Annotated in this window: 26 protein-coding genes; 11 read left to right on the top strand and 15 right to left on the bottom strand. The window is 46.7% G+C overall.

Translation table 11 applies throughout. From position 1 onward, the window contains the following. Position 1: 1 nt before the first annotated feature. The 11 genes from D4N35_RS07775 to D4N35_RS07725 form a co-directional block, all read right to left on the bottom strand. Entirely contained in the window at positions 2–1,195 is a 1,194-nt protein-coding gene (locus D4N35_RS07775) for a vWA domain-containing protein (protein ID WP_164876311.1), read from the bottom strand. Between the two features lie 13 nt (positions 1,196–1,208). After that, positions 1,209–2,141, bottom strand: coding sequence for an AAA family ATPase (locus D4N35_RS07770; protein ID WP_235870327.1), 933 nt, complete (start codon positions 2,139–2,141; stop codon positions 1,209–1,211). A gap of 632 nt (positions 2,142–2,773) precedes the next feature. Further along, positions 2,774–3,631 (bottom strand): FAD binding domain-containing protein, encoded by an 858-nt coding sequence (locus D4N35_RS07765; protein ID WP_120072168.1) that lies wholly within the window; start codon positions 3,629–3,631, stop codon positions 2,774–2,776. Beyond that, positions 3,628–5,976 (bottom strand): xanthine dehydrogenase family protein molybdopterin-binding subunit, encoded by a 2,349-nt coding sequence (locus D4N35_RS07760; RefSeq protein WP_120072166.1) that lies wholly within the window; start codon positions 5,974–5,976, stop codon positions 3,628–3,630. Before D4N35_RS07760 ends, D4N35_RS07765 begins: the two co-directional genes overlap by 4 nt. Beyond that, a complete protein-coding gene (locus D4N35_RS07755; RefSeq protein ID WP_120072164.1) occupies positions 5,976–6,503 on the bottom strand; it encodes a (2Fe-2S)-binding protein in 528 nt (175 codons plus the stop codon). Before D4N35_RS07755 ends, D4N35_RS07760 begins: the two co-directional genes overlap by 1 nt. Positions 6,504–6,533: 30 nt before the next feature. Then, on the bottom strand, positions 6,534–6,986 hold the full coding sequence (locus tag D4N35_RS07750; protein ID WP_120072162.1) for an SRPBCC family protein: 453 nt from the start codon (positions 6,984–6,986) through the stop codon (positions 6,534–6,536). A 23-nt stretch (positions 6,987–7,009) separates the two neighbouring features. Next, on the bottom strand, positions 7,010–7,777 hold the full coding sequence (locus tag D4N35_RS07745; RefSeq protein ID WP_120072160.1) for a LamB/YcsF family protein: 768 nt from the start codon (positions 7,775–7,777) through the stop codon (positions 7,010–7,012). 6 nt (positions 7,778–7,783) lie between these two features. After that, the gene (locus tag D4N35_RS07740) at positions 7,784–9,139 is read right to left on the bottom strand and encodes an acetyl-CoA carboxylase biotin carboxylase subunit (protein ID WP_120072158.1); all 1,356 of its coding nucleotides are present in this window, start codon (positions 9,137–9,139) and stop codon (positions 7,784–7,786) included. A 28-nt stretch (positions 9,140–9,167) separates the two neighbouring features. Further along, on the bottom strand, positions 9,168–9,410 hold the full coding sequence (locus D4N35_RS07735; protein ID WP_120072156.1) for an acetyl-CoA carboxylase: 243 nt from the start codon (positions 9,408–9,410) through the stop codon (positions 9,168–9,170). A 2-nt stretch (positions 9,411–9,412) separates the two neighbouring features. After that, positions 9,413–10,399: a 5-oxoprolinase subunit C family protein gene (locus tag D4N35_RS07730; protein WP_120072154.1), complete on the bottom strand. Its 987-nt coding sequence runs from the start codon at positions 10,397–10,399 to the stop codon at positions 9,413–9,415. After that, entirely contained in the window at positions 10,396–11,283 is an 888-nt protein-coding gene (locus D4N35_RS07725; protein WP_164876310.1) for a 5-oxoprolinase subunit B family protein, read from the bottom strand. Before D4N35_RS07725 ends, D4N35_RS07730 begins: the two co-directional genes overlap by 4 nt. Before the next feature lie 263 nt (positions 11,284–11,546). On the opposite strand from D4N35_RS07725, the gene D4N35_RS07720 reads away from it, so the two are divergent. Further along, positions 11,547–12,023: an RNA polymerase sigma factor gene (locus D4N35_RS07720; RefSeq protein WP_328591070.1), complete on the top strand. Its 477-nt coding sequence runs from the start codon at positions 11,547–11,549 to the stop codon at positions 12,021–12,023. Continuing rightward, complete coding sequence (locus tag D4N35_RS07715; protein ID WP_120072150.1) at positions 12,016–13,302, top strand: DUF4179 domain-containing protein; 1,287 nt, start codon at positions 12,016–12,018, stop codon at positions 13,300–13,302. The genes D4N35_RS07720 and D4N35_RS07715 overlap by 8 nt, the downstream gene beginning before the upstream one ends. 77 nt (positions 13,303–13,379) lie before the next feature. On the opposite strand, the gene D4N35_RS07710 is transcribed toward D4N35_RS07715, so the two are convergent. Then, entirely contained in the window at positions 13,380–14,261 is an 882-nt protein-coding gene (locus D4N35_RS07710) for a sulfite exporter TauE/SafE family protein (protein ID WP_120072148.1), read from the bottom strand. Between the two features lie 149 nt (positions 14,262–14,410). Here D4N35_RS07710 and modA point away from each other — a divergent pair, with 149 nt between their 5' ends. The 4 genes from modA to D4N35_RS07690 all read left to right on the top strand — a co-directional run bounded on the left by modA (position 14,411) and on the right by D4N35_RS07690 (position 17,663). Continuing rightward, positions 14,411–15,196 carry a molybdate ABC transporter substrate-binding protein gene (gene modA, locus D4N35_RS07705; protein ID WP_120072146.1) on the top strand — a complete coding sequence of 262 codons (786 nt, stop codon included), beginning with the start codon at positions 14,411–14,413 and terminating at the stop codon, positions 15,194–15,196. Between the two features lie 20 nt (positions 15,197–15,216). Continuing rightward, positions 15,217–15,891 carry a molybdate ABC transporter permease subunit gene (gene modB, locus D4N35_RS07700; protein WP_120072144.1) on the top strand — a complete coding sequence of 225 codons (675 nt, stop codon included), beginning with the start codon at positions 15,217–15,219 and terminating at the stop codon, positions 15,889–15,891. A gap of 13 nt (positions 15,892–15,904) precedes the next feature. Further along, positions 15,905–16,558: a sulfate/molybdate ABC transporter ATP-binding protein gene (locus tag D4N35_RS07695; protein ID WP_120072142.1), complete on the top strand. Its 654-nt coding sequence runs from the start codon at positions 15,905–15,907 to the stop codon at positions 16,556–16,558. 199 nt (positions 16,559–16,757) lie between these two features. Further along, positions 16,758–17,663, top strand: coding sequence for a LysR family transcriptional regulator (locus D4N35_RS07690; protein ID WP_120072140.1), 906 nt, complete (start codon positions 16,758–16,760; stop codon positions 17,661–17,663). A 32-nt stretch (positions 17,664–17,695) separates the two neighbouring features. Here D4N35_RS07690 and D4N35_RS07685 read toward each other — a convergent pair whose 3' ends face one another. After that, on the bottom strand, positions 17,696–18,250 hold the full coding sequence (locus tag D4N35_RS07685; protein ID WP_120072138.1) for a thioredoxin family protein: 555 nt from the start codon (positions 18,248–18,250) through the stop codon (positions 17,696–17,698). A 127-nt stretch (positions 18,251–18,377) separates the two neighbouring features. On the opposite strand from D4N35_RS07685, the gene D4N35_RS07680 reads away from it, so the two are divergent. The 5 genes from D4N35_RS07680 to D4N35_RS07660 all read left to right on the top strand — a co-directional run bounded on the left by D4N35_RS07680 (position 18,378) and on the right by D4N35_RS07660 (position 24,341). After that, on the top strand, positions 18,378–18,854 hold the full coding sequence (locus D4N35_RS07680; protein WP_120072136.1) for a PaaI family thioesterase: 477 nt from the start codon (positions 18,378–18,380) through the stop codon (positions 18,852–18,854). Positions 18,855–19,049: 195 nt separating this feature from the next. Continuing rightward, positions 19,050–19,967 (top strand): proline dehydrogenase family protein, encoded by a 918-nt coding sequence (locus D4N35_RS07675; RefSeq protein WP_120072133.1) that lies wholly within the window; start codon positions 19,050–19,052, stop codon positions 19,965–19,967. Positions 19,968–19,996: 29 nt separating this feature from the next. Next, the gene (pruA, locus tag D4N35_RS07670; protein ID WP_120072131.1) at positions 19,997–21,541 is read left to right on the top strand and encodes an L-glutamate gamma-semialdehyde dehydrogenase; all 1,545 of its coding nucleotides are present in this window, start codon (positions 19,997–19,999) and stop codon (positions 21,539–21,541) included. A 24-nt stretch (positions 21,542–21,565) separates the two neighbouring features. Continuing rightward, positions 21,566–23,032 (top strand): sodium/proline symporter PutP, encoded by a 1,467-nt coding sequence (putP, locus tag D4N35_RS07665; RefSeq protein WP_120072129.1) that lies wholly within the window; start codon positions 21,566–21,568, stop codon positions 23,030–23,032. Positions 23,033–23,111: 79 nt separating this feature from the next. Continuing rightward, on the top strand, positions 23,112–24,341 hold the full coding sequence (locus tag D4N35_RS07660; RefSeq protein WP_120072127.1) for a PucR family transcriptional regulator: 1,230 nt from the start codon (positions 23,112–23,114) through the stop codon (positions 24,339–24,341). Between the two features lie 96 nt (positions 24,342–24,437). Here the strand turns inward: D4N35_RS07660 and D4N35_RS07655 are convergent, their stop codons facing one another. Continuing rightward, on the bottom strand, positions 24,438–25,934 hold the full coding sequence (locus D4N35_RS07655) for an aldehyde dehydrogenase family protein (RefSeq protein WP_120072125.1): 1,497 nt from the start codon (positions 25,932–25,934) through the stop codon (positions 24,438–24,440). Between the two features lie 16 nt (positions 25,935–25,950). Continuing rightward, complete coding sequence (gene dapA / locus D4N35_RS07650) at positions 25,951–26,850, bottom strand: 4-hydroxy-tetrahydrodipicolinate synthase (protein ID WP_120072123.1); 900 nt, start codon at positions 26,848–26,850, stop codon at positions 25,951–25,953. Between the last annotated feature and the right edge of the window lie 4 nt (positions 26,851–26,854).

Genomic DNA, 26,854 nt, shown 5'->3' with positions numbered 1-26,854 from the left:
TTTACCTCCTAATCTTTATTTTCTTTGCAAGCTTCAGGAATGAATGTGCATCGGAGGCTTCGGCAAAAAGATCGATATATTTAAGTGCCGCCTTCATTCCGCGGGCCGTCGGTTCATAGCCTTCAATTTTCAGCAACGGATTGAGCCAAATGACGGAAGATGTCCTTCTTTGAATCTCTCCCATCGACCACGCCATGCGGCTGATATCCCCGGCATCCAGGCCGTCGCTGGCGATTATGACGACCGTATCTTGATGGAGCATTTGCGGGCCGTAATCCTGTACAAACGAATAGATCGATTCACCGATGCAGGTTCCCCCGCCCCAGGAATTCTCAAGCTTGCTTAAAGCCGGGAGATCCGTACGTTTATCCAGCAGCTGATCCGTCACTCTTTTGATTTTTGTAGAAAAAAGAAACACTTCCACATGCTTCGTACATTTTAACAATGCATAAGCGAACTGCAGGAACCGTTGGGTATAAAGGGACATGGAACGGCTTGCATCGCATAAAAGCACAAACTTGGCACCCTGTTTTTTTCTTTTTTTCCAATATAGATGGACAGGATAGCCGCCTGTCTGAAGATTGGCGCGCATCGTTTTCCGAAAATCGAGCCTGATCCCCTTTTTCGCAGATTGCCAGGAGTGCGCTCTTGTCAGCGCAATTTTTCTCACAAGCATTTTAGCCGCTTTTTCCATATCCCCGAGTTCATCGGGAGGGATATAGGCCTGAAATTCATCGGACTGCTTAAAGGCTGCTCTTGAAGCAACCCATGATAATTTCCGTTCTTCTTTGGCGGTTTCACCGCCTTGTGATTGTATTCCCGGTGATCCTGAGGGAACCGTCCCCTGTTTTTCCGGTATTCCTTTTTTACTTTCCTGCGGTTTTCCCTGGTCGGATTTTTCTTTTCTTCCATTATTCTCTTTATCACTCAAATAATGAAGCAATTCTTCACTTAATCTATTTTCTTTTATGTTAAAAAAGAACTCTTTAAAAGCATGATCGAAAATAGGCTGCTCTTCCACGCGGGAGCAGAGAACAAGCCGTAAACACGCCTGAAATTGGTCTCTGTTGAAAATATCAATCGTCTGGACGGCGCGGATGCCGTCCATCGTTTCCTGCGGCCCGATCAAAAAACCCCGATCCCGCAAATGAAGGCAGAATTTTAATATATGGTTGGAAAGTGTCCGTGTCAGCATGTTCCAGCCTCCTTTAGACCTTGGCCATGGAAAGAAGATTCCCCTCATTGATCTCTTTTTCAACGGTTTCCCAATCTTCCTGATCCTTGATAAAGCAGCCCATTGTTTGAAGTACTGCCTCTTTGTCCAGCTCACTTTGGTTCAGTGCCATCAAAGCGAAAGCCCAATCGAGGCTTTCGGCTATTCCCGGAATTTTTGCTAACGGCATCTTACGGACAAGCTGCATCATATTGACGATCTGCTTTGTCAGCTGATCATTGATAGTTGGAATGCGGGCATGAAGGATGGCGGACTCTTTTTCAACATCCGGATATGTAACCCAATGATACAGACAGCGCCTGCGCAGCGCATCACTCAGTTCCCGGGTCCGATTGGACGTCAAAATGACGTATGGCGGATGCTTCGCCTGAATGGTGCCCAATTCCGGAATGGTGATTTGAAATTCAGCAAGGGCCTCCAGTAAAAAAGCTTCAAATTCCTCATCCGCCCTGTCCACCTCATCAATCAGAAGCACGGGTGAAGAATGCTCATCTGTCAGAGCATCGAGAATGGGGCGTGTAAGGAGGAATGGTTTGCTGAAAATGGCTGCCTCTTTTTCGGCCAAAGAAGTATCACTGTTTTCAGTCAACCGGATATGGAGCATTTGTTTGGCGTAATTCCATTCATATAAAGCTGAACTGGCGTCAAGCCCTTCATAGCATTGCAGCCGGATCAGCCGCGTATTCAAAGACTTGGCCAGCACCTTTGCAAGCTCCGTCTTTCCGACGCCTGCCGGGCCTTCGATCAACAGGGGCTTGTTCAGCGCTGTTACAAGATGGAGTGCTGTCAATGTTGCCGAGTCGGCGATATACCCTTGTTCCCTGAATGCTTCTTCGATTGTTTGTTCGTGACGGCCGATATAAATCACCCCGTTTGGAAAGTTAATTTGAAAATGAAGGGGCCGCACTGTTAAAGCGCAGACCCTGGTTAGAAAAGAAAAACACCTTGATCAAAGCGGGCAGTGGCGGTCCGAACCAGTGACCGCGTTCTTTGAAAAAGCTCCCGCCCGGGCATTGGAGAGGCGGACCAGTGACCGCATTCTTTGAAATAGTTCCTGCGCGGGCAGTGGAGGGCCGGATCAGTGACCGTGTTCTTTGAAATAGCGCCTGCACGGGCATTGCTCGCTTTGCCGTTGACCGCGTTCGACGATAACTCCCTTCCACGGGCATTGGCTCCCTCTGCCGTGGACCGCGTTCGACGATAACTCCTTCTCCAGGCATTGGCTCGCCCTGCCGTTGACCGCGTTCGACGATAACTCCCTTCCACGGGCATCGGCTCGCTCTGCCGTTGACCGTGTTCAACGATAACTCCCTTCTCCGGGCATTGGCTCGCTCTGCCGTTGACCGCGTTCAACGATAACTCCCTTCTCCGGGCATTGGCTCGCTCTGCCGTTGACCGCTTCGCCGTTATAAACCTTCCGCGGGCGTTGGCGGTCCGACCCATTAACCAAGTTTATTGAGAAAGCGGCAAATATTAGGAAATCTGCTCGTGATTATGTGTTAAATTTTTGAATTCATTTTTTATAGACAAAGAACATTTTTACAGTAAAACGGATTTCAACGCGCGAGCAGTATAAATTTTACATAGCTGTTCTCTATATTCTTCCAATGCAAACAGGTCGCTTCCCATATCCGCGTTTTCCACCGCAAGACCGGCGGCCGAGTCGATGACGGATTCGGAAGGAACTTGCCCCATCAGCGCTTCTTCTACAGCTTCCGCCCGGAATACCATATCTCCTGCCCCGGTGATTCCCACCCTGACATAATCGATTTTCCCGTTACTATCTGTTCCGGCAACTGCGGCAACCCCTACGACAGGATAGCCTGATGCCGGGTGAAAATATTTCAAATACGCCGATTTTGTATGTGAAGGAGGAATAGCAAAAGATATACTTGTAACGATGCTGTTCTCAGGCATCATCGTGATCAACGGTCCGATGATGAAGCTGTCAAGGCTCATCGTTTCTTCGCCTTCTTCCCCTTGGATTGTCAGCTCTGCATCGAGAACAATCGCAGCTGCAGGCAGGTCTGCGGCCGGATCCGCATGCGCGATATTGCCTCCGACCGTTCCGCGGTTCCTGATTTGAATATCCCCGACTTGGCGTGCAGCTTCTGCCAATATTGGAATATGTTCTTTAATGACCGGATCAGTGGCCGCCTCGCGATGGGTGGTCATTGCTCCGACAACGACGCGGTCCCCATCTTTGTGCACTCCTTTTAATTCGGAAATCCGGCTGATATCAATCAAAGTCCCGGGTTCAGTCAGCCTGAACTTCATCAGGGGGAGCAAACTGTGCCCGCCGGCGATCAGCTTGCCTTCCCCATCGCTCTCCTGTAATAATTGAATGGCCTGTTCAATGGAATCGGCGCGAACATAATCAAATTTAGCAGGAATCATGCTTGTTCCCTCCCTTTTTGAATTACCCGCCATACTTTTTCAGGGGTAAGCGGCATATCAATATCGGTGATGCCAAACGGTGCGAGTGCATCTACCACCGCGTTCATAACGGCTGGAATGGAAGCGGTCGTTCCCGTTTCTCCCACACCTTTGGAGCCCAATGGATTGACAGGCGACAAGGTTTCCGTAAAAGAATTTTCAATTTCGGGGAAGAACCGTGCTTTTGGCATTGTATAGTCCATAAACGTACCGGACATAAGCTGTCCCTCATCGTTGTAGACAATGCCTTCCCACATGGCCTGTCCTACACCCTGGGCTATGCCGCCATGTACCTGCCCTGATGCTGTAAGCGGATTGATGACACGCCCGACATCATCGACAGCTATATACCGTTTAAGCTCAATCTCTCCTGTATCCTGATCAATTTCGACCACAACAATATGCGTGCCGAACGGATAAACGAAGTTCTCCGGATCAAAGAAGGCTTGTCCTTCCAAGGATGGCTCCATTCCTTCCGGGAGATTCCAGGCATAGTTCGCTGATCTGGCGATTTCCTGGAAGGTGCGCTCGCGGCCTGGAACGCCTTTTACTTTAAATACGCCATTTTCAAAATCAATGTCTTCGGCAGAAACCTCGAGTTCATGGGCGGCAATCTTTTTGGCTTTTTCAACGACGCGCTCGGCGGCAAATGCAACAGCGCCTCCACCCACAGCGGTTGAACGCGACCCATAAGTTCCCCAGCCCATGGAAACAGCTTTTGTATCATTGAAAACGAATTCAATATCGTCCATTGGAATGCCCAGCTTGTCTGCTACCACCTGTCCGAATGTTGTTGCATGTCCCTGCCCGTGCGGAGAAGTTCCGGCAAAAACAGTCACTTTTCCCGAAGGATGTACACGGACGGTGGAGTTTTCCCAGACTCCTCCCTGGAATCCGATGGCGCCGGCGACCGCCGATGGACCAAAACCGCACAGCTCCACGTATGTAGACAACCCGATGCCGATCAGCTTTCCTTCTTTGCGCAAGTTTTCCTGCTCTTTGCGGAGCTTTTCGTAATTGATGATTTCCAAAGCTTTCTTCAATGGCTTCTCATAGTCTCCGCTGTCATATACAAGCCCTTGGGCATTCGTATATGGAAAAGCTTCCTTTGGAGTGAAATTCTTTTTCCGGATTTCAAGCGGATCCATGCCGATTTCCCTTGCAAACAGATCGATGATCCGTTCAATCTGGTAAGTCGCTTCCGGCTTTCCGGCTCCGCGGTATGCATCCGTAGGCGTCGTGTTCGTATAGACTCCGAACGTTTCGCATGAAGCATGCGGGATATCATAGGCGCCGGTAATCATGAGGCCGAAATCAATGGTTGGAACCCCCGGGCCCATTGTAGAGAGGTATGCTCCCATGTTGGCTGTATTTTTCACCCGGATAGCCGATAATTTTCCATCGCGGCTCCCTGCAAGCTCCACCTCAATGATTTCATCCCGGCCATGATTCGATGCCATGAAATGTTCGTTGCGCTGTTCGATCCATTTGACAGGCTGCTGCAGATCGCGTGCGGCATAGCCGACGAGGGCTTCATCCGGATACACGCCGATTTTCCCGCCAAAACCTCCGCCCATATCAGGCACAATGATCTGAAGCTTGGCTTCCGAAATTCCAAGAACTCCTGAAAGAACCATCCGGTGGATATGCGGGTTTTGCGATGTACAATAAAGTGTCAATTCTCCCGTAGCCGGGTGATATTGTCCTACCGCTGCGCGTGTTTCCATCGGGCTTGGCGCGACCCGCTGAACATGGAAACTCTCCTTGACGACCGCTTCCGCCGTTTGAAAAATTTCTTCCGGAATTTCGCCGGCCTTCCAATGGAAAGCGATATTGTTTTCAATATCATCATGGACAAGCGGTGCACCATCTTCCATCGCCTTTTTCTGATGAACAGCAGGAGGCAGCACCTCGTATTCAACATCTATCAGATCAAGCGCATCGCGGGCAGCATACCTGTCTTCAGCAATCAGCATGGCGACACCGTCACCTACGTAACGGACACGGTCAATGGCAAGCGGATATTGGGGCGCTTCTTTTAAATTGCTGTCCGGAACAAGCCACGATGAAGGGATTCTTCCGATTTTCCCTTCCAAATCCTTGCCGGTATAAATTTTTACAACACCCGGTGATTTCAATGCTTCTTCCACATTGATGCTTTTGATTTTTGCATGGGCATGGGGGCTTCTTAATATGACGGCATGCAGCATGCCGGGCAATTTGATATCATCAGAGAAATATCCGGTCCCTGTAAGCAGCTTGGGATCCTCTTTCCTTTTTACACTGGTTCCAACTACAGTCGTCATTACGAGCGCACCTCCCCAACAGCTTCTTTTGCCGGTATCGGCCGATCGGTTTCCGCCATGATTTGTATCGCTTTTTGAACAGCCTTCACGATAAACTGATAGCCTGTACATCTGCAGATAACGCCTTCCAGCCCTTCCCGGATCTCTTTCTCAGTCGGATTGGGATTTTCGTTTAACAAGCCGATCATCGCCATCATGACCCCCGAAGTACAGTAACCGCACTGAAGCCCATGTTCCTCCCAAAATCCTTGCTGCATGGGGTGCAGATTGTCAACCGTGCCGATTCCTTCCACAGTCGTCACTTCTGTTCCGTCCGCCTGCACAGCAAGCATCGTGCAGGATTTCACGGCAGCACCGTCCACCATCACTGTGCACGCTCCGCATTGGCTCGTATCACAGCCGATATGTGTACCGGTCAAACCAAGCTCATCCCGCAAAAAATGGGCAAGCAGCATCCGTGGTTCAGCTTCTGCACTTCGCTCCCGGCCATTGACGGTCATATTCACCTTCATTTTTTCGTTTGTCATGAACCGCGCCTCCTCATTTAGATATGATCATTACAGGTTTGCGATTTTTTTCGTTTCTTTTTCAATATCTTTGAAAAATTGTCCCAACAACAGCTTGGCTACGCCTCCCATGACACGCTGTCCGACAGAAGCAAGAATACCGGTCACTTTTACATCTGCGCTGCAAGTAAGAACCGCCCCTGCCTCTGAATCTTTCAATCCCATTTCGGCCACTGCATCGATTTCACCAGGTTTCCCTTTCCCATGGACTAGCAGCTTATAAAACTCCGGCTCCCTTTTTTCCACCTGTCGGACTTCAGCCGTGAACACTCCTTTAACTGGACCTACGTTGATGCCAAGCTCGGCATCATATACGTCATCTTCCACTTCATCAAACGACTTGCATCCCGGCAAAGCCCCTTGCAACACCTCCTTATTTTGCAGTGTATTCCAAAGTGTTTCGACAGAAACGCCTTTAAATGTATGAGAGTTTTCTATTTTCACAGTTGATCACTCCTAGTTCTCTATTAACCGATGACTTCCCTGACAGGTACAATATCCACATCGTTTGCCTTCAATGCGGAAACTATCGCTTTGGCAAGCTCGGGAGCACCCGGCGTATCTCCGTGGATGCAAATTGTCTGCGCCTTGACGGAAGCCTCTTTTCCGTCGTGAGTAGTGACTTTCCCCTCTTTGACCATGCGGACAACCCGCCGGGCCATTTCATCGTAATCTTGGATTGTCTGCCCCTTCCTCGTCAGCACGATCGACCCATTTTCTGTATGCTCACGATCAGAATAAGTTTCAAGCGCAACCGGAATTCCCATTTTATTCGCTTCTTCCCATACTTCGGAATTATTCAGGGCAAAAACGACCGTTTCCGGATTCACGGCGTGGATTGCCTCCAAAACTGCCCGTGCAAGCTCTCTGTCTTCCATTGCTTTCATGAACAATGCGCCATGCGGCTTGCAATGCTGGATGTCCACATTGGCCGCCCGGGCAAATTCTCTTAACGCGCCTGTCTGATACGTAATATAATCCTTCACTTCCTGCGCCGTGCACGTCATATAGCGGCGCCCGAACCCGAGCAAGTCAGGGAATCCGGGGTGGGCTCCAATTCCTACTCCATGTTCTTTTGCCATTTCTACGGTCCGTCTCATCACCTGCGGGTCTCCCGCATGGAATCCGCATGCAATATTCGCAGAGGTAATGTACTTCATCATTTCTTCGTCATTTCCCATCTCATAAAGAGCAAAGCTCTCACCCATATCACAGTTCAAATCAACTTTGTACATTATCTATCACCTCACCTGGCGTTCCTTCTGGAATTCATCCAAAAATTTTGTTGTATACTCACCTTTTTTAAAACTGGCATTTTCCATAATGTCATATAGAAGCGGAAGGTTTGTTGTAATGCCTTCAACTTCCAACTTTTCAAGTGCTGCCTGCATTTTTCCAATGGCTTGATGCCGATCGTCTCCATGGACAATGATTTTCCCGATCATCGGATCGTAAAACGGCGATACTTGGCTTCCTTCTTCAATGGCAAAATCGAGCCTTGCCTCTTCCGGCAAAATCAATCGCTTGATTGTTCCCGGAGATGGAAAATAAGTTTTCGGATCTTCTGCATACAAACGGCATTCAATTGAGTGGCCGTCCTTTTTAATGTTTTGCTGCTGGAAAGGAAGTTCTTCACCTGCAGCCAATTGGAGCTGCAATTCCACCAGATCCAAACCGGTTATTTCCTCGGTGACAGGGTGCTCAACCTGAAGTCGCGTATTCATTTCAAGGAAGTAAAAGTTTCTCTCACCATCGAAAATGAATTCCATCGTCCCGACATTCGTATACCCGATATGCTGGACACCGCGGATCGCCGTCTGCAGCAGCTCTTTCCTTAATTTTTCATCTAAAAACGGGGAAGGGCTCTCCTCCACCACTTTCTGGTTTCTCCTTTGGACGGAGCATTCCCGCTCGTACAGGTGGATGACGTTTCCATGTTCGTCTGCTGCGATCTGAACTTCGATATGACGGGGTTCATTAATCCATTTTTCCAGGAATAAATCCCCGTCCCCAAAGAAAGACTCGGCTCTTTGTTTCGTGGAATCGAAGGCTTTTTCCAGTTCTTCGGCATTATGGACAAGCTGCATGCCGATCCCGCCTCCGCCCGCGCTGGCCTTCAGCATGAGCGGATAACCAATTTCACCGGCAAGGCTCACGGCTTCTTCAACAGACTCCAACCGCCCTTCCGATCCAGGGACAACCGGAACTCCTGCCTCCTGCATCTGGGCGCGGGCTTCGAGCTTGCTCCCCATCAGTTCAATCGCTTTTGCTGCCGGCCCGATAAACGTGATCCCTTCTTCCTCACAGCGTCGCACAAATGCAGGGTTCTCTGATAAAAATCCGTATCCCGGGTGGATGGCATCCGCATCTGTCTCTTTGGCCGCCTGGATGATGTTGTCTATGTCAAGATAGCTTTTCTTGGCTTGAGCCGGGCCTACACAGACTGCGGCCGTCGCCTCTTTGACGAACGGCATTGCGGCATCCGCCTCGGAATAAACAGCAACGGATTCAATTCCGAGGCGGTTGCATGTACGTATAATCCTGCGGGCAATCTCTCCTCTGTTTGCTATTAATATTCGTTTAAAAAACACAGGCATTTCTCCTTTGTAAAAACAGGTTAATGGTTTATTTTAAAATGGCAATTTCCTGTCCGGCGTCCAAAAGCTGCTCATTATCCGCTAAAAAACGATCGATCACACCGTCCGCTTCCGCTTTGATTTCATAGTAATTTTTCATGACCTCGACCAAACCGATGACATCACCCGCTTTGACTGAATCTCCTTCATTGACGTACACCTCTTTGTCCGGGGCCGGCTTCCGGTAAAACACTCCCGGAATCGGTGAAATAATTGTTTTGTTCTCTTCCATGATTAAACCTCCTGTTGTGATTGGATTTGCTCTCTTATTTGTTCAATCTTGTCTTTTTCTGCCTTTCTTGCTTCAAGCGCCTCATCAATATTGACGGAGATGAAGCGTACCTTTTCATTCGTCTTTGCCTGGGCCATCTTATTCAGGTCTGTGCTGATGATCGTGGCAATTGTCGCATATCCGCCTCCTGTGACAGCATCATTCAGCAAAGCGATCGGCTCGACACCGTCCGGTACCTGAATGGAACCGATCGGGTAACCCAGATCCACAACATTGGAAGGGTTGCTCCCGGCGCCAAACGGCTGCTCTCTTTCCACGAAATTCAAGCGCTCCCCTTTAAAGCGGTAGCCGACCCGGTTCGCTTCAGGAGTGACCGTCCAGTCCAAAGAAAAGAAACGCTCCTTGCTTTCTTCTGTCAGACGGTAGCTGCATAGGCCCATGATGACCCGAATTTCATGCTCCTTCGAAAATTTGGGTATTATTCCGTCCGGAATGCGGGTCCCGATTTTCACCTGCTGTATGACATCATTTCCGACTTTCAGTTCGTCGCCTTCTTGCAGCGCACGTCCGTCCAAGCCCCCGATTCCGCATAATGTATAGGTTGATCTCGATTCCATGACCGGGGGAACGTCGATCCCGCCCTGTACGGCAAGATAGACCCTGGCTCCTCCTTTGACAAAGTCGAATGACAATGTATCGCCGGCCTTGAGCGATAATGTCTCCCACATGGGAACGGATTCCCCGTTGATCTTTGGAGGGATTTCCCCTCCTGTCAGCGCAATGACCGCGTCCTGTTCAAATTCAAGGACAGGCCCCATATATGTAATTTCCAGCGATGCCGCTCCATCATCATTTCCGACAAGAAGGTTGCCCACTTTGTATGAAAACTGGTCCATTGCCCCTGAAGGAGGCATTCCCACTTCATAATGTCCAATCCGCCCAACATCCTGAACGGTTGTTTGCAAACCGGGATTTTTCACTTTGATCATGAGTATAACCTCCTTAACACTTCTTCGGAAAACGCTTTCGGATTATCGAGCACTTGCTTCGGGGTAAAAGTGATCTCCTTCGTCAGATAGCGGAAGGTCCCATCTTCCACTTCTTTTCTGATTGAATCATATTCTTCCCTTGTCACACTCCGGTATCTGAAGATGTCACCCTGTTTAGGGAATGTCATCGTATCCTGGAAGTCGTATAACTTGCTGTCTTTTTCAAAAATCGGAGCAGCGGCAATTCCGAATAATTGGTATCCCCCGGCTCCATCTACCGGATAGATGACAGTGAATGCTCCGCCAAGTCCGAAAGCCCTTTCAGGTGTAAAAGTCCTGGGCCGGACATATTTCGGCGCTTCGATCTGCTGCTCTCTCGGAACCATCTGATAGCACCACGGAAGCCCGGGAACAAAGCCGATCATCGTGACAAGATACGGAGATCCTGTCATGGCATCGATCAAGGCATCCGTTGAATCGAAGCCATTGATCCGAGCGGTGTATTCCAAATCGGTCGAGTTTGGATCCTGGTGCCGTTCCCTAAACCTCATCACCGTTTCATGTGTCCACGGATCTTCAAACAAAACGGGAACATCGACCATTCTTGACGATAATTCAAAGTCATCGATGGAAATCGTTTGCTCCAAATCTTTCAATTTTGAAATCAGCTTGTCCGGATGGATTTTCTCAGGTTCAAATCGAACCATGTAGGAAGCGTTCGAAGGGCAAATATCCAGGATGCCCGGAATCTGTTCTTCCTTTAATTGTTTCGTGATCGCCATCGCCTGAAAGTTCACTTCAAGGCTCATCTCTTCTGCCAGTTCGACAAAAATAAACTCATCTCCGCCGTATTCGTAACGGGCCATAAACACTTCACCTCTCATTTACTCTATCTGCCATTCTTATGTTGCAATATCCATGCCAATGATTAAAAAGTGTTATTCATTCGTATTTTCAGTTTCCTCCGCCTATTAATATTTCAAAAATGAAATGTTACCTTTCGTTTTTGAAATTCAAATGAACCTTACCAAAAAATTTTATATAAAAATGAACTTTTTTCATCTATGATTACTCTTATAAGTAAGTGAGGTGAGGGCATGGATGCAGGTCGGTTGGTAAAAAGGGCAAAAAAGGGGACAAAGAAGCATTGCTTCAGTTGGTCATGGCAGAAAAGGATGCTTATTATAGACTTGCTTTGACATACATGAAAAATGAGCATGATGCGATGGACGTCATGGAGGATATGATTCTTACATTGTACCAAAAAATTGATCAACTCAAAAAAGCCGAAGCTTTTTACAGCTGGAGTAAAACAATCTTAGTGAACATGTGTAAATCCACCTTCATTAAGCAACAGAAAATAATCCCGCTGGAAAGCGCATCGGATGCCCAACATTCATACCTGGCTCCTTTTTTAAGCAGTGAACAGCGTTTGGATATTCAGAACATGCTGATCCATCTGAATGATCATCAAAGGGAAGCCATCGAACTAAAATATTTTCATGATTTGGATTACAAAACAATAGCTAAAATAACCGGTGTTTCAATTGGGACGGCCAAATCGAGGATTTTCGTGGGTTTGAAGAAACTGAGGGAAATTTTTGGGGGTGATTCGAATGAATGATGTTGAAAAGCTGTTGAATGAAGAAAAGAGACGCCTGAACTCCATCACAGCACCAGAGGAATTAGAATCAAGGCTAAAAGACGTCCTGCAATCCGCACCTCCAAAAAGGTTGAAGCGCTCCCCAGTTTTATTGAAATTGGCGGCCATCGTCCTCGTATTCATAGTTGCTGCCGGGTACCAATATAATGCCTTGGCCTACTATGGAAAGAAACTGCTTGGCTTCGATGAAATCATGAACAGCACCTTACAAGAGCTGAACGACAACGGCTCGGGCCAAACCGTTGATAAGAAGGCAGCCCTTAAAGACGGAACTCAACTTACTATTGACGGAATCATAGCAGACTCAAATCAAATGATCATGTATTATACATTAAGGAATCCAAAAGGATTGGATGAAAAGACTATTGACTTTTTTCAACCACTTAGAATTACCGGGTTTTTAACGAATGCAAAATTCGAAAGCGGCCAATATATGTCCAATAATGAAAACACCGAAATCAAAGGAACGATGTATTTCGAGCCTGTCAGTCCTTTTTCAAAAAAACTGACCTTTCATTATTGGGAAGCTGAGGACGGTCCAATGGAAGTTGAAAGTATCACTTTCCCTTATGATCCGAACAAAGCCATGCAGACTGAGCTTAAACAAAAGATTAATAAGACCGTGAAAGTGGATAAAGGAACAATTACCTTCAAATCCATTACAGCTACCCCAACATTGACGGTTATAGACGGTAAACTTAATGTTGGAAATTTTGACAGGGTTCCTTTTCCATTTGACGGCATTGAATTGATCGTCAATGGCGTGCCGGTCGATTCAATCGGGAGCGGCTCTGAGTCGGGACCTAACGGCACAAAGTTTGACCTGCGCTTCGATGCATTACCGAAGAAGCTTGATTCACTTGAGCTTGTGGTAAACCAATTCGCCGGATATAAGAAACTTGGGAAGAAGATAAAGCTTGATACCGTGAAAAATAAACCTTTTATAATTGGCGGAAGGGATTTATTCGTCAAAAAAATCTCCTCGACTCCACAAGGTTTGGAAATTACGATCGCGACAGATGACGATGTCATGCTTGATGAAGTATCCGTAGAAACTATTAGCGGAGAGGTACCTTTATCAACCACCGTAAAACAAACCGAAGAGGAACAAAAAGATGGACGGATCATAAAAAAGCGTACCCTGCTATTCGAAACAAAGGCCGAACCTGAGTCGTTATTGATAGAAGGAATGCATTATATAAAGCACTATAGTAAAAAAATTGATATCCCCGTAAAGTAGATGCACGAAAACCTGTCTGTGGGCAGGTTTTTTTCGCCAGAAACAAAATGCTGGTTTGTTTTATGATTCGTGCAATGCTAATTAACATTTCCCTTATTGGTTTTCACACTGATTTTATTCAAACTAAAAATAAGCCATATGAATAACGCTGACATCGCCAATGCAACCGCCACAACAACCGGGATACCCACCATTAATGAATCCGCCAGGAATACAACGATCGTCTGGACGGCAATAGCTGCTATGATCAGGCACATCAAGAGGTTCAGCCATTTTTCGCTGATCAATGATGTTAACTTTCCTCCGATCAGAGCACCGATAATGCCGCTGATTGCGAGTGGTGCTATGACGTCCATCCGGATATATTCCCAGTTCAGTTTTCCCAAAATTGTTCCTACACAAAGCATCCCGCCCACAACCATGCCGGTGCCCACAGCCTGCCTTATCGTTAAACGAAACAACCGCAGGAATATCGGCATGTACAGAAATCCGGCTGCAACACCGATCATGCCTCCAATCGATCCGACGATGATGCTGAGAAAAATGGCAGTGAAATACGGAAATCCGCCTTCCGCTTCAAGTTCTTTTCCGCTGTTCGGTAAAAAGGTCGCCACCGCGGCCAACAGCGCAAAAAAGGAAAAAATCCCTTGCAGCACATTGTCGTTGAATGAGTTGGCCAGCAAGGATGAAATTAAGCTGGAAATCACTGCAGGGATACCAAAGTATATGACAATTTTACTGACAACCAGTTTTTGCAGCCAAAAATAGACTGCTCCGGAAATTGTTGTAAAAAGTGTATAAAAAGCAGTTGTCGTCACAATCTGTTTCATATTCAGTTTCAATTGAAAAACGGCTGATATCAAGATCAGCATGCTCGTAGCGATAATGCTTCCTCCAACCGATACCATGCCGGAAATCATTCCTGAAAATAAGCCGATCAAAAATGCTAAAATCCACATAAAACCACCCCAACCTATTGCATTTTCCCGGAGTTGCCTTGCCCCTGCATTATTTCAACATATTTCGGGGAGTGACAGGCACCATCGAACCAACTATAATTGGAAATAACAATTGCTGCTGTTGTAATCAGGCAAAAGGGGACCCCACGATGAAAAAGTTCACAATCTTAATCTTTATGTCTCTTATTTTCTCACTGCCTCTGGCAGGATGCAACAGCCAGGCAGGGGAAACAGATCTAAAAGAAGAAAAAATACCATTGACTGTTTCCGCCGCAGTTAGCCTTACTGACGCGCTGGAAGAAATCAAAGAACTATATGAAAAAGACCATCCAGTAGATTTGACATTTAATCTTGGCGGATCAGGCACACTGGCCCAGCAGATCCAGCAGGGAGCTCCGGTGGATATTTTCATTTCGGCCAACCGGGAATGGATGGATAAACTGGAAGAAGATGACCTTGTCAATACCTCAACCAGAGAGGATGTCACAGGCAATAAAATCGTTTTGATCACAGGAGAGGCCTCCAAAATCGATTACAAATCAGCCGATGAAATATCTGCTGCGGATGTGGATCAGATTGCTATCGGAAATCCGGAAAGCGTTCCTGCCGGAAAGTATACGGAGGAAATTTTACATAACTTAAAAAAATGGGATGAACTGGAAGGAAAGCTCGTCCGGGCAAAGGACGTTCGCCAAGTGTTGACATATGTTGAGACCGGAAACGCCGACATCGGATTTGTCTATGAAAGTGATGCGATGACTTCCGATAAAATCAAGATTTTAGCGACTGTCGATGAATCGCTTCACGATCCGATCATCTATCCGGGCGCTGTCCTTGCGGATACAAAGCACGAAAAAGAAGCGTCAGACTTCCTGAAATTCCTGAAGACTGAAGAAGCACAGAGCATTTTGGAAAAATACGGATTCAAGCCATAATTGTTGTAAGGTAGGATGTTATGAACTATTCTCCGCTTGTACTATCATTTAAAACAGCTGCCATCGCAACGGTCATCGTCTTTATCACGGGTGTTGTCCTGGCAAGGATCATCGGGCGCAACTCTTTTTATGGGAAAAGTGTTGTGGAAGCCATCATTTTGCTTCCGCTCGTACTGCCCCCGACCGTTGTCGGCTTTGGGCTCTTATATGTTTTTGGAAAAAACGGGTTCATAGGGAAGCTATTGCTCGACTGGTTCGACTTCCAGATCGTATTCACATGGTACGGAGTTCTCATCGCCGCGGTTGTTGTTTCTTTTCCATTGATGTACCAAAGTGCTGCCGCCGCATTTCAACAATATGACCTGAACGTTGAGAACGCGGCCTATACGATGGGCGCCTCGAAATGGAAAGTATTTTGGACCATCTCCTTTCCCCTTGCCTGGCCGGGGCTGCTGGCAGGAACCGTCCTTTCATTCGCCCGCGCCCTGGGTGAATTCGGCGCTACGCTGATGATTGCCGGCTATATCCCGAATGTGACGGACACGATTCCGCTCGCCATCTACTTCGCAGTGGAATCCGGAAATATGGAACTAGCCAAATTTTGGGTCATCATTATTGTTGCACTCGGATTCAGTGCTATCCTATGGCTGAATTGGTGGAGCAAAAGGAATATGATGAAACATTCGAAGTCCTGATGGAGGGATGACTGTGCTCACCGTAGATATTCAAAAACAACTGTCTCATTTTAAACTGAATATACAATTCTCGGCCGCCAATGAAATTGTCGTCCTTTCCGGTCCTTCCGGTTCTGGCAAGACCACCATCCTTAATAACATTGCAGGACTGAGCCATCCGGATTCCGGAATCATCCGTTTAAACGGAACAGATTTTTTTGACGGCAAGCCCCTTGTACCAATCCAAAAAAGAAATATAGGATATCTTTTTCAAGATTACGCCCTTTTCCCGCACATGACCGTCTGGAAAAATATCGCCTACGGTATGAAGAACGAAGCATTTGCGAAAGACTTGATGAAAGAGCTTCGGATCGAACACCTGGCAGCCAAATATCCATCCGAAATTTCCGGAGGGGAAAAACAGCGCACAGCCATCGCGAGAGCGATCGCCACTGAACCTGAAGCTCTTTTGTTGGACGAGCCATTCTCAGCTCTTGATGATGAAACAAGAGAAAAAAGCCATGAAGAACTGCTCCGTGTTCATCAGCTATGGCGGATTCCCATTGTTATGGTCACCCATAACCGTGAGGAAGCGAAAAAATTGGGAAATCGGATTTTATTTTTAAGAGCAGGCAAGATTGTAGAGAAGAAGCCAAGAAAAGATTCAGTCACCATTGCATCCCCATAAAGTTTCCAAACGAAAAGCCTCTCGGATTCGGGAGGCTTTTCTTATTTCAGTTGATCCCCTTAGAAAAAGTATATTTTATAAAATTATTGAAAGCCCTTGCAAACCAACTGTAAATTTTCGTATTATTAAAAATATATAACACATATGAATTTAATATACATTATATATAGTTTTATCAATCAACCAGAGGAGAAGTTATATGGATTTGCATCGATTGCGCTGTTTCATAAAAATAGTAGAAGAGGGGAGTGTTTCCAAAGCCGCTGAAGCGCTGAATATGACGCAGCCGCCATTAAGTATTATGATGGCCAAGCTGGAAAAAGAATTGAAAGTTTCATTGTTTGACCGGTCTGGAAGGCGGCTGACTTTGACAAGGGACGGGGAATTTTTATATGTGCGGGGGAAAGAACTGATTGCATCTGCTGAAAATATGGTGAAGGAGCTGATGGAACACAATGACGGAATGCGCGGGACAGTCACCGCGGGATGCATTACCTCTGCTAATCTATTCATCATTCCTGATGCGGTAAAAAAACTCCGGGAAGAAGCGCCGAACATCATCATGCGTGTAAGGGAAGGGAATTCTTCGTTCGTGCTGAATGAATTGAGAAATCATAGAATAGACATCGGCATCGTCCGCACAATATTCGAGGCGGAGGATCTCCATATATCCACTTTAATGACGGAACCTTTACTTCTGGCATTGCCCCCCGGCCACCCATTATTGGATAAGCCGTCGGTCAGCATTGCTGATCTTCGGAATGAAAAGTTCATCCTTCCCACCTCTTCACACGGTTCGGGAATTGCCGAAGAGATCGTGGAAGCCTGTCATAACAGCGGCTTTGCCCCAGATGTGGTTTATTGGGGAACGGAAGTTTTTCCAATGCTCTTTATGGTGATGAAAGGAGTGGGAATCAGTTTTGCGCCTTATAATTTCAGCCGGTTCCATTGGCCCGGGCTGCCGGAACTCGTTCCGCTGGCGGAGCCCAAACTGGAAACGAAATTAAGCTTGGTGACACTGCAACATCATTACCAACCGTCGATTGTCGAACGGTTTTTGGACATTACGAGAGATGTAGCCAAGGAACTGCAGCCCAAAATTTAAATGGGCGGAATCGTTAGCCCGCCCATAAAAAATTATTTTACTTCATTTAAGGTTTCTTTCATGCTTTCATAGGAGTTGCTCCAGAAGTTAGGTTTTTCCATGAACGTTTTTGCGACTATTTTAACCATCTCTTTGAATTTCTCATCATAGCTGTCATCATCTTTTGGCGGCAGGTCTTTTTTGTGCTCATCGACAAACGCTTTCGTCGATTCAGTGATCGGTCCCCACTTGGCCACTTGATTGCCATTTTCATCGATGAAAATGAAAATGGGGATTACCCTTTTCCCGTTTGTCAAGTATTGGTCCATCAAATCCAGATGCTGATCACGCGGCAGAAGCCGGACGTCCATATCTGTTTTTTCCGCCAGACGCAGCAAAACGGGGACATTTAACATGCAATGGCCGCACCAAACTTCAGCCAACGCCACAACACGCAGGTTCTTCCCTTTGATTTTACTGAAAAATTCGTCGTCAGCAGGCGGCTGGAAATTTTCATAGATATGTAAAAAGCCGTCTTTATGGTACTCCAGGTCACCCATATATTTCTCGGGCGTCAGCCCTTTTTCAAACCAATTGTTTAAATTCATTTCTCTCACTCCTTCCCTATTCTTATAAAAAAGCTTATCGAATCATGATTATTCTGTAAACAAAACTGCTCGTCTACTATAATATAGATAGAGATAGAAAAATATGGAATTAGAGAGGAAGGTAAAGATGGAAAAAATCACTCATGCCATTCAAGATGAATATCCGGACGAATTTGCCCACTGTTTTGGATGCGGGAGGCTGAATGAAGCAGGACATCATTTCCGGACAGGCTGGGACGGCGATAAAACCATCACCATCTATGAACCGAAGGAAGAACACAAGGCGATTCCCGGGTTTGTTTACGGCGGATTGCTCGCTTCATTAGTCGACTGCCACGGAACAGGCTCGGCTGCACTTGCCCTACATAGGAAAAATGGCCACGAACCGGGCAGCGGGCATGCACCTCCCCGTTTCGTTACAGCATCATTGCATGTCGATTATTTGAAACCTACACCCCAAGGAACAGCACTAAAAGCGATCGGCACCGTCGAAGAGATTCACCCTAAGAAATGGAAAACCTCAGTAGAAGTCTTTGCCGGAGATACCCTATGTGCAAAGGGCGAAGTGGTCGCTGTCGTCATGCCCGATACTTTTAAAATTTGAAAAAGCATCCTCCCGCGGGATGCTTTTTCAAATATCAAATGTGCTCCTTCCAACGCGTATATATACCGTTTCCATCCCCCTTTGTCCCCAACCAACAACAAAAGCGGCCAAAGTTTGGTTTCTTCAGACGATGCAAGACATTATTAAAATTTATACAATAAAGTTAAGTCTAATATTCCTAAGGTGGTGAATAAAATGGAAGCGGTAACAAGGAATTTCTTTTTATTACTTTCCAAAAGCAATTGGCTGAATGAAATGGCAAGGAAAAGAGGCGGCAGTATCGTTACGGGAAAAATCATCGCCGGAACTGATTTTCCAAGCTCGGTCCAAATCATCAAAGATCTGAACAGTAAAGGACTGGCTACCACTGTTGACCATTTGGGGGAGTTTGTCAATTCAAAAGAGACAGCCATCGAAAGGACGAAAGAGGCCATTGAAACGATCGAAACGATTGGCAGGGAAAAGCTTGATTCCCACATGTCTGTCAAAATGACGTCGCTCGGCCTTGATATTGACCAAGATCTTGTCATCAGCAACATGACAAGCATTTTAGATACGGCGGAAAAGCATGGCGTTATGGTGACGATCGATATGGAAGATGAGCCCCGCTGCGAGAAAACGCTGGAGCTTTTTAAACAGTTCAAGGAATCCTACAGCTGTGTCAGTACAGTCCTTCAAGCCTACTTGTACCGCACGGAAAATGACCTGCAAAAATTAAGTTCTTTGAAACCGTTTTTACGGCTTGTAAAAGGAGCCTACAAAGAGCCGGCAGCCGTCGCCTATCCGGATAAAAAAGATGTTGACGCCAATTATAAAAAATTGATTGAGCAAAGTCTGAAATACGGGTTGTATACAGCTGTCGCCACTCATGATGACAACATGATCAATTATACAAAGGAACTGGCTGCAAAACTGCAGATTCCAAAAGATCAGTTTGAGTTCCAGATGCTGTACGGCATGCGGACTAAAACACAATTAGATCTTGTGGAGCAGGGATATAAGATGAGAGTCTACGTTCCGTACGGCCGCGATTGGTATGGATATTTTATGAGGAGACTGGCTGAAAGGCCTGCAAATATTTCATTTGCCTTTAAAGGGTTGGTAAAAAATTAATCATTTATTATGATAAGGAGTTGTGTCGGATGATCACTTATAAACACGAACCATTCACTGATTTTTCCAAAGAGGAGAACAAGCAGGCATTCAAAGCAGGGCTGGATTTGGTAGAAAGCTATCTTGGCAAGGATTATCCTTTAGTCATCGGCGGGGAGAAAATTACGACAGATGAAAAAATCGTTTCGATCAACCCTGCCAATAAAGAAGAAATCGTCGGACGGGTATCGAAAGCTGACCGCGAATTGGCCCAACAGGCAATGGACAGTGCGCTTGCAGCCTTTGAATCTTGGAAAAAAGTAAAACCGGAAATTCGGGCGGATGTCCTCTTCAAAGCGGCTGCCATTATTCGCAGAAGAAAGCATGAATTCTCCGCATTGCTTGTCAAAGAAGCGGGAAAGCCGTGGAATGAAGCGGATGCCGATACGGCAGAAGGCATTGACTTCCTGGAATACTATGGAAGACAAATGCTTGAACTGAAGGACGGCAAAAAAGTGGAAAGCAGGCCGGGAGAATACAATCGCTATGATTATATCCCGCTTGGCGTCGGCGTGATCATTTCCCCATGGAATTTCGCCTTTGCCATCATGGCCGGAACGACGGTGGCTGCCATCGTTTCAGGCAATACAGTCCTTTTGAAGCCGGCATCCACGACACCTGTCATCGCAGCGAAATTTGTTGAAGTGATGGAAGAAGCCGGATTGCCAAAAGGCGTGCTCAACTATATTCCGGGAAGCGGTTCCGAAGTCGGCGACTTCCTCGTCGACCATCCGAAAACACGTTTCATCAGCTTCACAGGATCCAGGGAAGTCGGAACTCGCATCTATGAACGTGCCGCCATTGTGAACGAAGGCCAAATCTGGCTGAAGCGCGTAATCGCCGAAATGGGCGGAAAAGACACAATTGTCGTGGATAAGGAAGCGGATCTGGAACTGGCAGCCCAATCGATCGTCCGCTCGGCTTTCGGGTTTTCTGGGCAAAAATGCTCCGCTTGTTCCCGTGCGGTCATCGTTGAAGACGTATACGATGAAGTGTTGAATCGTGCAGTTGAATTGACAAAAGAGCTGACCATCGGCGATCCTGCCGATCAGAACAATTTCATGGGACCGGTGAACGACCAAAACGCATTTGATAAAATCATGAAATATATTGAAATCGGCAAAGGCGAAGGTGAATTGATGATCGGCGGAGAAGGCGATGACTCTAAAGGATACTTCATCAAACCGACCATTTTTGCCGGGCTTGCCCCTGAAGCACGCCTTATGCAGGAAGAAATTTTTGGCCCGGTTGTGGCTTTTGCAAAGGCGAAAGATTTTACAGAGGCGCTGGAAATTGCCAATAATACAGAATACGGGCTGACTGGAGCAGTCATTACGAACAACCGCATGAACATGGAAAAAGCCCGCGAGGAATTTCATGTCGGCAACCTGTATTTCAACCGCGGCTGTACAGGAGCGATTGTAGGCTATCAGCCTTTTGGAGGCTTCAATATGTCCGGGACCGATTCCAAGGCAGGAGGTCCTGATTATCTGCTGCTTCATATGCAGGCGAAGACGACATCCGAGATGCTGTAGTCATCAGAACGGAGATGAGCTTTTATGACAGATGAAACTTTGAAACTTATAACGATTATTGTATATATGATTCTCATGCTTGTAATCGGCTGGGTCGCCTACAGGAAGACAGGCGACCTGAACGACTATATGCTAGGCGGGCGGTCTCTTGGACCGGCAGTCACCGCACTCAGCGCCGGTGCAGCGGATATGAGCGGATGGCTGCTTATGGGTCTGCCCGGAGCTGTCTATGCAAGCGGATTGACCAGTGTCTGGATTGCCATCGGCTTGACATTAGGTGCTTATTTAAACTGGATTTTTGTCGCACCGAGGCTGCGCACCTATACCCAGGTGAGCAATGATTCGATTACAATTCCGTCTTTCTTTGAAAACCGGCTGAAAGATAACACAAAATTGCTGCGTATCGTTTCTGCCCTTGTCATTTTGGTCTTTTTTACCTTTTACGTTTCTTCGGGTCTTGTCGCAGGGGCGGTTTTCTTTGAAAGCTCGTTCGGATTCGGCTATCAGAAAGGACTGCTTATCATTGCACTCGTTGTCGTAGCCTACACACTTTTCGGCGGGTTCCTCGCTGTAAGCTGGACAGACTTTGCACAGGGCCTGATCATGTTGATTGCACTTTTGATTGTACCGGCGTTGGCCGTCATGAAAACCGGAGGTCCCGCACAAACAGTGGAAACGATCCAATCCATTGACCCTGCCCTTTTCTCGTTTTTCAGGGATACGACGTTTATCGGGATTGTCTCCCTGCTGGCCTGGGGACTTGGTTATGTCGGACAGCCGCATATTATCGTAAGGTTCATGGCCATCAGTTCAGTGAAGGAAACAAAAGTGGCACGCCGGATCGGAATGGGGTGGATGATCCTATCATTGTTGGGAGCTGTTTTAACAGCCTTGATCGGAATCGCCTATTTCCACACGACGAATCACACGCTGCATGATCCGGAAGCCGTCTTCATCGAGCTCGGTCAAATTCTATTCCACCCATTGTTTGCAGGATTTGTCTTGGCTGCAATTCTTGCCGCCATCATGAGTACGATCTCATCTCAGTTGATCGTCACTTCAAGTGCCCTTACAGAAGACTTATACAAATTACTTTTCCGCCGAGATGCAAGCGACAAAGAACTTGTCTTTTTCGGAAGGATGGCCGTTTTGGCCGTTGCATTGGTCGCTTACATTCTCAGCTCCAATAAAACGGAGTCCATCCTGAACCTTGTAGCCCACGCATGGGCCGGATTTGGAGCTTCATTCGGGCCGGTCGTTGTTTTAAGCCTCTATTGGAGGAAGCTGACAAACTGGGGTGCAATCGCCGGAATGGTTGCCGGAGCGGTTACCGTGCTTGTATGGCAAAGCCTGGATTTCGCCCTTTACGAGATTGTACCGGGCTTTCTCATCAACCTTCTCGTAGCAGTTGTTGTCAGCCTGATCACCTATAAACCAAATGAAGAAATCGAAAAGGAATTTGATGAAAGCTTGCGTTTATTGAAAGAATAGAGTGTTTTTTCTGATGCGGTCAATGAAAAGTATGATAAACTTTTCATTGACCGCTTCTTTATGGATGGGGGGAATTTGAATGGACCGTCTTTTGGAAAAAATCCACTCTTTAACGAATATCGAAGAAATAACAGAGATGATCAGTGAATATTTAAAAAAACCGGTTGTCATAGAAGATGAGCAATTTTCCCTTTTGGCGTACAGCTCTTTTTATATTGACCAGTTTGACGAAGCCAACAGGCAAACCATTTTTAAAAAACGCTGGACGATTCCCATCCTGGAGAAATTTATGGATGAAGGCATTGTCGATCAGCTAAAAACAATTCCCGAACCCTTCAGAGTGGAAAAAATAGAGGAAATCGGATTGAACCAGCGCGTTGTTGTAAGCGCTAAATATAAAGAGCGCGTTTTGGGCTTCATCTGGGTGCAGGAAACGGACCGTCTGCTGACTGAAGACGAGCTCTCCTTTCTGTTGGATGTTTCCTTTCATGTGGGCAAACTCCTTTATCAAAATAAACAATTGAAGCTGAAGAAAGACGAAGAAAAGAATAATTTTTATAAAAAAATCTTGGAGGACGCTTTCCAAACGGAAGCTCAAATCAAATGGGAAGCCGCCAACGTCAAAATTTCCCTGCCGGATTCCTTTATTTCCATCGTCTTTACAGTCGGCCCCTCCAGTGAAGAAGCTTTTGGAGAACTGCTTGAAAAAGTGGGACTTTTCGCAAATGCACTGAAAATGCCTACCCACCTTTTTATTGATCAGCTGACGGTAATTGTCATGATCGGCAGCAGTATCTCATCCCCGAAAGATCTGTCCATACACGCAAACGCATTGGCATCGTCCGTGTTGGCACAGTTCAGCGGGGAGCAGGTATATGCGGGAATCAGCCGGGAACATACATCTGTCACCCAGCTTAGAAAAAGTTATCTTGAATCCATTGAGGTCATAAAGACAGCCAAATTCATCGGGCTGAAGGAACTCCCATCACTTGAGTATAAAAAGCTTGGGCTGTTCCGGTATTTGGAGGCGATTGCACAGCAGCAGAAAAAAATGGGTGACATGAATGAGGACCTGCTGAAACTGAAACAAAAAGATGAGGAAAGCCAAACGAACCTCCTTCAAACACTTGAAGTCTACTTAGAGGAAAATTGCCGGCTGAAGCAGGCGGCGGAAAAGCTGTTCATTCATACAAACACACTGAAATACCGATTGAATCAAATCAGTGAACTGACCGAGATCAGTTTTGATGATTTTCATGCTAATTGCCAGTTGTATATTGATTTGCAGATTTTGAAGGTGAAAGAGTAAGAAGCTGTTCTTCTTATGCTTTGCTTAATCAATTATACCGATAAGACTTAAAAAACTCTTGGAAAGCAAAAACAGCTTTCCAAGAGTTTGCTTTTATTATTTTTGTTTAATATTTACAAAGACGCTTTTTACCTCGGTATAGTTCGCAAGCCCATACTCCCCGCCCATTTCGCGGCCAATTCCGGATTGTTTATAACCGCCGAACGGCATTGTTTCCCATTCGAGGCCAAAGTCATTGATCCATACTGTTCCGGATTGAAGTTTGCTCGCGATGTAGTGGGCTTTTTTGACATTCTCCGTCCAGATGCTGGCTGCCAGTCCATAGTCGCTGTCATTTGCCCGACGGATAACTTCTTCCACTGTATCAAACGGAAAGACAGCCATAACCGGTCCAAAGATTTCCTCGCGGGCAATCGTCATATCATCTGTGACGTCGGCAAAAATAGTCGGCTGTACAAAGTATCCCTTGTCATAGGCACGTTCTCCTCCGGCTACAAGGCGCGCACCTTCTTTCTTTCCTTTTTCAATATAAGAAAGGACCGGTTCCAGTTGTTTTTTCGAAACAAGTGGACCCATTTCCGTATCTTCTTCAAGTCCAGGTCCAATTTTTAGTGAATTTGCCCGTTCTGCCAATCCCTGTAGCACTTCGTTGTACAAGGACCGGTGAACGTAAACCCTTGTGCAGGCGCTGCAATTTTGACCATGGTTATACATCGTTCCGGCAAAAGCACCGTCAATCGCTTCGCTTAAATCCGCATCTTCCAAAATAATCGCCGGGGATTTGCCGCCAAGTTCCAGTGTCACTCCCTTGATTTGATCCGCTGCCTGTTTCATGACCGTTCTGCCCACTGCCGTCGACCCTGTAAAAGCTACTTTATCGACATGTTTATGGCGGATAATCGCTTCTCCCGCTACCCGGCCGGATCCCGGCACAACATTCACCACACCGTCCGGGAAGCCGGCTTCCTTGAACAACTGTGCAGCATACAAAAGGGAAAGCGGTGTTTCGGTTGCCGGTTTGATCACGACTGTACAACCGACCGCCAGTGCCGAGCCCAGCTTCCATGCCGCCATGGCAAGCGGAAAGTTCCATGGGATAATTTGCCCGACTACCCCAACAGGTTCATGGACGATATAATTCAAATAATCCGGCGAGACTTGTACTGTTTTTCCCTCTATCTTCGTCGCCCAGCCCGCATAGTAGCGGAAATGCTGAACAGTGCCGTCCACGTCATCAGCCAATGCAACAGCATAGGGCTTCCCATTGTCCAGTGTCTCCAGTTGTGCCAGCTCTTCCCTGTGTTCTTCGAGCAAATCTGCAAATTTGTAGATCAGCCGTGAACGCGAAGCAGCATCCATCCTGGTCCATTCTCCTTCATCAAAAGCATGGCGGGCAGCGGCGACCGCTGAGTCGATGTCTTCTTCGCCCGCCTCATAGACTTCCGCAATTTTCTCCTCCGTCGCCGGATTCAGTACATCGAACGTCTTTCCACTTTTGGAAGGTACATATTCCCCATTCATATAAAGTCCCAATTTCTCTTTCAAAAAGGCCGAAACTCTCGGTTTTAACTCCACCGCCTTAACATTCGTCATTTTCTTACCCCTCCATTTATCTTGATACTTCTAAAACATCCAACTGTTCCATCAGTTTCTTTAGCGTTTCTTGTTCTTCGTGGCTCAATCCGAGACGCGGCCTGCGAGCTGGGCCTCCGGCGAGCCCTTTCAAATCCATCGCGTGCTTGGTAATTTGTACATATTTCCCGGAACCTTCAAGGAAATTGCAAAGCGGAAGCAGCTTATCATATAATTCCCACGCCCGGCTGATATCACCTTCCACATAAGCATCATACATTTCCTTGGAAGTTCGGGGAGCAATATTTCCTGCCACTGAAATCCACCCTTCTGCCCCGACCGTGAACGACTCAAGAACCATATCATCAGCTCCGCAGAAAGTTTTGATGAATCCCTTGCCTTGACGGGATATGTCGCGGACGTTCCGGATTTCTCCGCTGGATTCTTTGACATGGGTAATATTCTCTACATCTCGGCCAGTTCGCAGTATTGTTTCAACTGAAATGTTCACCCCGGAAGTGAAAGGGTTGTTATAAATCATGATCGGAAAGGAAACCGATTCAGCAACCGCCTTAAAATGCTCATAGATCTCTTCTTCCTTCGGATGTGCATAGTACGAGTTGATAAGAAGTGCGGCATCCGCCCCTGCCTTTTCAGCCTGCTGTGTATATTCGATCGCTTCCTCCGTTGTTTCGGCTGCTGTTCCGACGATAAGAGGAATTCTTCCCGCAACCTGTTTGACCGCCTCTTCGACCGCCTTAAACCGCTCCTCTTTTGTCAAGCTTACGAACTCCCCGGTGCTCCCATTAATGGCAAGGCCATCGACACCCTGGTTAATGAAATACTCAATATTGTTTTTAAGTCCATCCCAATTGACCGTTTCGTCATTGTGCATCGGTGTAACGAGCACCGGATATACGCCTTTTAAGTTTGTCACAATA

The sequence above is a fragment of the Siminovitchia fortis genome (assembly GCF_003605365.2).
Classification (GTDB): domain Bacteria; phylum Bacillota; class Bacilli; order Bacillales; family Bacillaceae_C; genus Siminovitchia; species Siminovitchia fortis.
The sequence above is the reverse complement of the archived record's forward strand: the minus strand, read 5'-3'. Positions and strand labels throughout refer to the sequence as shown.

What these genes read in the sequence shown, in the direction of transcription:
- D4N35_RS07775 (WP_164876311.1), bottom strand. Translation starts at nt 1,195, where the DNA reads ATGCTGACACGGACACTTTCCAACCATATATTAAAATTCTGCCTTCAT.
- D4N35_RS07765 (WP_120072168.1), bottom strand. Translation starts at nt 3,631, where the DNA reads ATGATTCCTGCTAAATTTGATTATGTTCGCGCCGATTCCATTGAACAG.
- D4N35_RS07760 (WP_120072166.1), bottom strand. Translation starts at nt 5,976, where the DNA reads ATGACGACTGTAGTTGGAACCAGTGTAAAAAGGAAAGAGGATCCCAAG.
- D4N35_RS07755 (WP_120072164.1), bottom strand. Translation starts at nt 6,503, where the DNA reads ATGACAAACGAAAAAATGAAGGTGAATATGACCGTCAATGGCCGGGAG.
- D4N35_RS07745 (WP_120072160.1), bottom strand. Translation starts at nt 7,777, where the DNA reads ATGTACAAAGTTGATTTGAACTGTGATATGGGTGAGAGCTTTGCTCTT.
- D4N35_RS07740 (WP_120072158.1), bottom strand. Translation starts at nt 9,139, where the DNA reads ATGCCTGTGTTTTTTAAACGAATATTAATAGCAAACAGAGGAGAGATT.
- D4N35_RS07735 (WP_120072156.1), bottom strand. Translation starts at nt 9,410, where the DNA reads ATGGAAGAGAACAAAACAATTATTTCACCGATTCCGGGAGTGTTTTAC.
- D4N35_RS07730 (WP_120072154.1), bottom strand. Translation starts at nt 10,399, where the DNA reads ATGATCAAAGTGAAAAATCCCGGTTTGCAAACAACCGTTCAGGATGTT.
- D4N35_RS07725 (WP_164876310.1), bottom strand. Translation starts at nt 11,283, where the DNA reads ATGAGAGGTGAAGTGTTTATGGCCCGTTACGAATACGGCGGAGATGAG.
- D4N35_RS07715 (WP_120072150.1), top strand. Translation starts at nt 12,016, where the DNA reads ATGAATGATGTTGAAAAGCTGTTGAATGAAGAAAAGAGACGCCTGAAC.
- D4N35_RS07710 (WP_120072148.1), bottom strand. Translation starts at nt 14,261, where the DNA reads ATGTGGATTTTAGCATTTTTGATCGGCTTATTTTCAGGAATGATTTCC.
- modA (WP_120072146.1), top strand. Translation starts at nt 14,411, where the DNA reads ATGAAAAAGTTCACAATCTTAATCTTTATGTCTCTTATTTTCTCACTG.
- modB (WP_120072144.1), top strand. Translation starts at nt 15,217, where the DNA reads ATGAACTATTCTCCGCTTGTACTATCATTTAAAACAGCTGCCATCGCA.
- D4N35_RS07690 (WP_120072140.1), top strand. Translation starts at nt 16,758, where the DNA reads ATGGATTTGCATCGATTGCGCTGTTTCATAAAAATAGTAGAAGAGGGG.
- D4N35_RS07685 (WP_120072138.1), bottom strand. Translation starts at nt 18,250, where the DNA reads ATGAATTTAAACAATTGGTTTGAAAAAGGGCTGACGCCCGAGAAATAT.
- D4N35_RS07680 (WP_120072136.1), top strand. Translation starts at nt 18,378, where the DNA reads ATGGAAAAAATCACTCATGCCATTCAAGATGAATATCCGGACGAATTT.
- D4N35_RS07675 (WP_120072133.1), top strand. Translation starts at nt 19,050, where the DNA reads ATGGAAGCGGTAACAAGGAATTTCTTTTTATTACTTTCCAAAAGCAAT.
- pruA (WP_120072131.1), top strand. Translation starts at nt 19,997, where the DNA reads ATGATCACTTATAAACACGAACCATTCACTGATTTTTCCAAAGAGGAG.
- putP (WP_120072129.1), top strand. Translation starts at nt 21,566, where the DNA reads ATGACAGATGAAACTTTGAAACTTATAACGATTATTGTATATATGATT.
- D4N35_RS07660 (WP_120072127.1), top strand. Translation starts at nt 23,112, where the DNA reads ATGGACCGTCTTTTGGAAAAAATCCACTCTTTAACGAATATCGAAGAA.
- D4N35_RS07655 (WP_120072125.1), bottom strand. Translation starts at nt 25,934, where the DNA reads ATGACGAATGTTAAGGCGGTGGAGTTAAAACCGAGAGTTTCGGCCTTT.